Genomic DNA, 5,691 nt, shown 5'->3' on the forward strand with positions numbered 1-5,691 from the left:
TCCTGGATTCCCGGCCACTCATAACGAGACTGGCGGCCGGATATCCATCGCAGCATATAGCTCTTTTTGTTTCTCCAGGATCTCGCCTACTCTGACAGCATGACCTGGTTCTTCAAAACATTCAATAACATCGAGTTTGTCTAACAGCCCCTGCATCGTGCACTTTCCAAAAAGCCCGGCATCCTGCATTTTTTTCTTGATGTAGGACAGGTAGATCAAAGCAATGAATTCCACAAATAGTTTGCCATCCAGGCTTTGTTCAGAAGAAACCAAGGTGCGTCGCATATTCAATCGTTCCTTCAGATTCCCGAAAGCTTTTTCAACAACATCTTTATTGCGATAGATATCAAGTGCTGTGATGGCATCCATGGTTTCGTTACTGATCAGCGAAAAGAAACCAAAGTAGCGTTTGGCTTTCGCCACTGCCTGCTCATTGATGGTGGCTTTCGTGCCACGTACCGGCGTTGTTTTAATGGTGAAATATTTTTTATAGGCCTTCTCATGTTCGGCAACCGGTTTGCCTGTCTCCAGTTCACGGCGGAGTTCAATCAAGTTTCTGTCGAAAGATTTTTCGTCGTCAGCCGCTTTATCAATGTTATAGTAGTAATGGATGTACAGTCGCCTTTTATCCTTAATGGTATCGCCTTTATATGGGCGTTCCAGCTGGTAATTCCACTCCGTCGTAACCGTTTTAGCATATAATTCGTATTTTTCGCTGTAGCAATCAAACGAGCGGAAACCATCATAAATTTTATCCAGTTCGTTGCGAACAAATGTCAATGATGTTTTAACGGCAATCAGGAACTTTAAATGGTCTTTGTAAAGGCTGTTAACATTCGCTTCACTGTAAAAGCCACGATCCATGACAAGTTTTACTTTGGAAAACCCCAGCACATCCAGATCGGCCAACAAATTCCGGATGGTTTTAGAGTCGGGAATATTACCGGCCAACTTGCGATAATAGAAGGGCAGGTTGGAGCTTTCTCCAAACACCATCGCCAGATTGAACTGTGGCAAGCGGTCATTTTCTTTATTGTTTCCATACTGAACCTGTCGCAAATGTTCTGAAAAACTGGAGATTGATGTGGTGTCGTAGGCCCAGAATTCTTTTTCGTTTCGGCGTTTACCCTGCAGCCTGAAAAATTCATTCTTTTTTTCTTCCGTAATCGCTGCGAACAATTCACTGCTGCGTTGGGAGGTGATGATCTGTCCATAGGGGTGTTTGTGCAGGATACTCCATTTTTCGAAACGAAACAGCGGATTATTTTCTTCCAGAATAAGATAATAGGCGATCGAAAGAATTTGCTTGTATTGCGCTGGAAAGCAATGTTTCAGATCGGCAATGATTCCAATTTTCTCGCCAATTGCATCGAAAAGATAGGTTGCACCATAAAAAGAACGGGTTACGGTTTTTGTTGGAATGGGGCCGCATTTAATCACTACATCGGATTCTTTTTTCTTTCGACCACGACCATCTGTCGGGACAATTTCACCTGTCTGCTGATCGACGCGGCCTACTAGTTTTCGTTTTGCCCGTGATTGTTGTTTCTCTTTATCCCAATAGGATATCGATTCATAAGCATAAGTAATATTGGATCGTTTGTCTTTTTGATATATGATTGCTGCCATATCTCCCTCCTCATCGTTATGTATAGCATAACACATAACGATGAGAATGACCAGCTTTTATAATGATAAACGGCTTAATTTAGGCGTTTTTTTGCAACAGACGCGCATTCTCGTTAGGTATTACCGGGAATCCAAGTGATATCTTAAGTCATCATTTTTAAATATATCGACATCTGTATACGCAATACCTCTTTCATTAAGAAGTTTTTTTGCACCATTGGAATAAGGACAGAACGGCCAGGTGTGCAATTTTATTTCTTTTTTCATGGGTCTCCTTCCATCGGTTTTTAGCCACACCGATTATAATTTCATTCTATACCTTATTATTAATCTGTCAATTAAATTAAAAAATTACTGGATACTTAAAAGATTTTCAGGAGATCAGAGACTGTTAGAAGTTGCGAACAACTCATTGAATTATCATATTTGTTTATTTAGCATTTTGTCGTAAGGCAGTAGATAGTGTCGATATGACAAACGAAACGACCCCGCATTTTCCAAGAAAAAGGTGATGTTTGAGAATGGGTGTTTTTGCTGTTGAATATAACATCAAATGGGGGTGTAATTTAATCAATAAGAGGAGCACATAAGACAAACGAAACGGCAAAAATAAATACAGAAATATAAAGGTGACAGAATGACTATCGAAGAATTCAAATCATTGCTGAACAATAGCGATGTGGATTATGAAATATTGCAAAATGAAAAGCCCATTTTAACGGTTAATGATGCCATTGGTATTTATGAAATTAGCGAGACCGCACCAACAATTATCATTAAAAGCGAAAAGGGTTATTTCGCCCTGCTGTTATCAGGGGATCGGGAGCGGATCGATTTTAAACAGATCAAAAAAATTCTAATATGCAAAAATGTCAGAATGGCAAGGGCGGAAGAAGTTCTAGAAACAATTGGTTATGAAGCGGGAAATGTTCCGCTGGTTGGCCATCATTTGCCTTGTGTATTGGACCAACATTTATTAAATTATCGCTACGTTTATGGCGGTGTCGGAGATGCCAATTTTACTTTAAAAATAAATCCCCGGGATCTGATAAAGGTTAATGATATAGTGGCGGAAATTGATTAATAGGGGTATTATGCGAACAGCTGTTAAGTAATGTCATTTTAGGGTATATTTACTACTTAATTAATGTGAGCGGTTAAAATAATCATGGAGGCGGTAAATGGAAAATAAACTTGAAAAAAGAATCGACCTGTTAGATAGGCAAGGGCGGATTGTCAAACCCGGTTATGCGACGAAAATGCTGTATAACTACAACAAAGAGAATATTAAAGCACATCCCCTTGCGCTGAAGGAATGGGACTTTTATCAAATCTATATCGGAGATTATATTCTTAAGATGACAATTGGTAATATTTCATATATCGCTAATTTCTCGGCGGAACTTTTTAATGTGGTAACACAGGAGAGTTACTCATTTTCCAGAATGAAAACCCTGCCGCTTAAAAGTATTGAAATGCCAATTGATCCTGAGCAGCCGAGTCTTATTTCGATCGAGGGCAAAGATTACTCCATGAGCTTTGAGGTGGGGGTGACGCATCGACACCTGAAGCTGAAAGCTTTAGACGATAAAATTGGAGTCATTAATATCGATCTTGTCCTTAACAACGATGTTGCGAATGAAAAGATGGTCATTGCAACACCGTTTGAGAAGAAAACTAAATTTTATTTAAACTGTAAGGAAAATTATTTTGGCGGAAAAGGGATCATTCAATTTGGCCAGCGACAGGTTGAACTCGATGAGAATAGTACTGCCGTCCTTGATTGGGGCAGAGGGGTGTGGCCTTTTTCGCAAGAATGGTTTTGGGGCAATGGCTCGGCCATTATTGAAGGCGGCAACTTTGGGTTCAATATTGGATGGGGCTTTGGTGATTTAAAATGTGCTTCGGAAAATATGTTTTTCTGGAACGGAAAATCCTATAAATTAGGCCGGCTTCATACTGAGGTCGATACGGATGACTACATGAAACCATGGAAATTTCGTGGTGAAGACGGAATTTTCGAGTTTGTGATGACACCAATTTACGATAAAGTGACAGATACAAAAGTTGCGTTTATTCAGATGTACTGTCATCAGCTGTTTGGATATTATGATGGATTTGTGATGCTGCCGGACGGTAAAAAGATCATCGTGAATAATATGATGGCATTCTGTGAACATGCCAAAAATAGATGGTAAACAGTATGGATAATTACACCAACGAAGAATTAAATAAAGCGCTTCGGGAAGTAGCATCAACGATTAGCAAATGTGAAAAAATGCAAGGTAAATTTGCAGAAGGAACCTCTCAGCATTCACTGCTTAGAAATAGAATCAAAGCAATGGATATTTCTAAAGGTTTGATCGAGGATCAGCTTACTTAGATGGAATAAGTGTCGGTTTGATATTCTGGCAATTATGAAAAAGAAAATGTAAACTTTAGAATAGTCTTCGATAATGTTGTTAAGAATAACGAGATGGAGGGTACGAAATGGGAGCAACTGCAGGAGTTTTATACACACCGGAAGAAATAGCAAAAATAGAAATAAGAAACTTTGTCAATGCTGGTTTGAAAGATGTTCAGAACAATGACCTCTACAATTTTGATGAAGTTTTTGATGAATTGGAAAATCGGTATCAACGTTCTGCTGTATGAAGCTGTCTTAACCAGGATCGTTATATATGATAAACCCAGGTTTTAAAACTGGGTTTCAGACTGAAGACGAAGGTCCGGAAATCCTGGCCTTTTTTAAATTTTTTGAATTCATTTGACATGAGACGTTTTATTTGATAGACGCTTGGAAAATATTCTAAAAACAAATAGTGCAATCAGCCATCATTTAGCTTTGGCGCTGATTCCAAATTTAATTACCAGTTTGGGGCAGATATCGGCACACTCCAGACAACTGATGCATTCATTTGAATCCATTTGACTGGTTTTAACCATTTCCACAACATCAAGGCTCATCGGGCATTTTTTGCTGCAGCGTCCACAGGAAATACAATTCTCAGTTTCGGCCTTAAGTCTGAATCGGGGAATGTGCAAGAAATCAGCGCATTTTTCTCCGATGATCATAAAAGGTGCCATCCAACATAAACTATGACACATACCCCTTTTTCCCGTTGCCAATGCAAAGACATAGATCAGGGTGACAACAATCATATAGATGACAAAAATGTGGCTATCCAAACTATACATATTGAAAAAATTGACAGCGAGGGGACCGTTGCTGATCCATAAAAAGACAACAAAAGCTAACCAGAAAAACCAGATTATGTATTTTGAGCTGTTTTTCCATTTGCCATTCCAGGCTTTGCTGTTGGAATGCGCGGCCTGTTCCTGAATGGCGCCTCCCGGACAAAGCCAGCCACAGAACAGGCGACTTCCGATCATTGAGAACAGCAGCAAGAATCCAAAAAATAAGGCGCTGCCGTTTACGATACCATAGGCGGCCGACATGATAATGACATAAGGCGACATAAAGAAAAAGGTTAAGGGAAAAAGCAGGGCCGAATAGGTGAGAATTCCTTTACGTATTTTTTGTTTCATGTTCTAACTCCTTCTGATCCAAGATCTTTTTTTTCGCAGCTAAAGCCCAATCTTTCATGGCGGTGTATAAATATTTCCCGCAAAGCGCTGTCAGTTCGCTCCCCAATCGATCACATCCTTGGTCATCAAGGCCGTTAAAAAAAACCAGGAAGGCTTCCATTTCGGCAAGGGCTTTTTCGTTACGTCCGATGAATGCGTCCAGATGCTGATCAATGGTGTCAAGATCTGTCGCGGTACCAAAAGATACTTTCAGCAGAATTTCATATCTCAGTTTTTCAACATCGGGCGCTTCTGATAACCATCGTTTTAGTTCGGCCCAGCCTTTTTCGGTGATCGTGTAGGTGATTGTCTGTCGTCCATTCTGGACGGTTTCGGTTTCAGCCGTTTCTGCCAATCCCTGTTCAACCAGCAGCTTTAAGGTCGGATAAATTTGTCCAAAGCTTTCCTGCCAGAAATGCCGGAACTCATTTTCGATTGATTTTTTTATTGAATAGCCAGTTTGTGGTCGTTTGG

Annotated in this window: 8 protein-coding genes; 4 read left to right on the forward strand and 4 right to left on the reverse strand. The window is 40.0% G+C overall.

The window, feature by feature from the left end; translation table 11 throughout:
- Positions 1-18: 18 nt before the first annotated feature.
- Both Q7J41_RS11785 and Q7J41_RS11790 read right to left on the reverse strand, forming a co-directional pair.
- A complete protein-coding gene (locus tag Q7J41_RS11785) occupies positions 19-1,629 on the reverse strand; it encodes an IS1634 family transposase (RefSeq protein ID WP_286804900.1) in 1,611 nt (536 codons plus the stop codon).
- 120 nt (positions 1,630-1,749) lie between these two features.
- Positions 1,750-1,896, reverse strand: coding sequence for a glutaredoxin domain-containing protein (locus tag Q7J41_RS11790; protein ID WP_304888325.1), 147 nt, complete (start codon positions 1,894-1,896; stop codon positions 1,750-1,752).
- Positions 1,897-2,266: 370 nt separating this feature from the next.
- Between Q7J41_RS11790 and Q7J41_RS11795 the strand changes: the two genes are divergently transcribed.
- From Q7J41_RS11795 to Q7J41_RS11810, 4 genes are all read left to right on the forward strand, one after another.
- Entirely contained in the window at positions 2,267-2,713 is a 447-nt protein-coding gene (locus Q7J41_RS11795; RefSeq protein WP_304888327.1) for an aminoacyl-tRNA deacylase, read from the forward strand.
- Between the two features lie 97 nt (positions 2,714-2,810).
- The gene (locus Q7J41_RS11800; RefSeq protein WP_304888329.1) at positions 2,811-3,827 is read left to right on the forward strand and encodes a DUF2804 domain-containing protein; all 1,017 of its coding nucleotides are present in this window, start codon (positions 2,811-2,813) and stop codon (positions 3,825-3,827) included.
- A gap of 5 nt (positions 3,828-3,832) precedes the next feature.
- Complete coding sequence (locus Q7J41_RS11805; RefSeq protein WP_304888331.1) at positions 3,833-4,012, forward strand: hypothetical protein; 180 nt, start codon at positions 3,833-3,835, stop codon at positions 4,010-4,012.
- Between the two features lie 107 nt (positions 4,013-4,119).
- Positions 4,120-4,284: a hypothetical protein gene (locus Q7J41_RS11810; protein ID WP_304888332.1), complete on the forward strand. Its 165-nt coding sequence runs from the start codon at positions 4,120-4,122 to the stop codon at positions 4,282-4,284.
- Positions 4,285-4,464: 180 nt separating this feature from the next.
- Here Q7J41_RS11810 and Q7J41_RS11815 read toward each other — a convergent pair whose 3' ends face one another.
- Together Q7J41_RS11815 and Q7J41_RS11820 are read right to left on the reverse strand one after the other, a co-directional pair.
- Positions 4,465-5,178 carry a 4Fe-4S binding protein gene (locus tag Q7J41_RS11815; protein WP_304888334.1) on the reverse strand — a complete coding sequence of 238 codons (714 nt, stop codon included), beginning with the start codon at positions 5,176-5,178 and terminating at the stop codon, positions 4,465-4,467.
- The coding region (locus Q7J41_RS11820; protein ID WP_304888336.1) for a helix-turn-helix transcriptional regulator at positions 5,159-5,691 on the reverse strand (533 nt) is incomplete at its 5' end. The genes Q7J41_RS11820 and Q7J41_RS11815, both read right to left, overlap by 20 nt.

Source organism: Acetobacterium sp., from assembly GCF_030652775.1.
In the GTDB taxonomy this organism is placed as follows: domain Bacteria; phylum Bacillota; class Clostridia; order Eubacteriales; family Eubacteriaceae; genus Acetobacterium.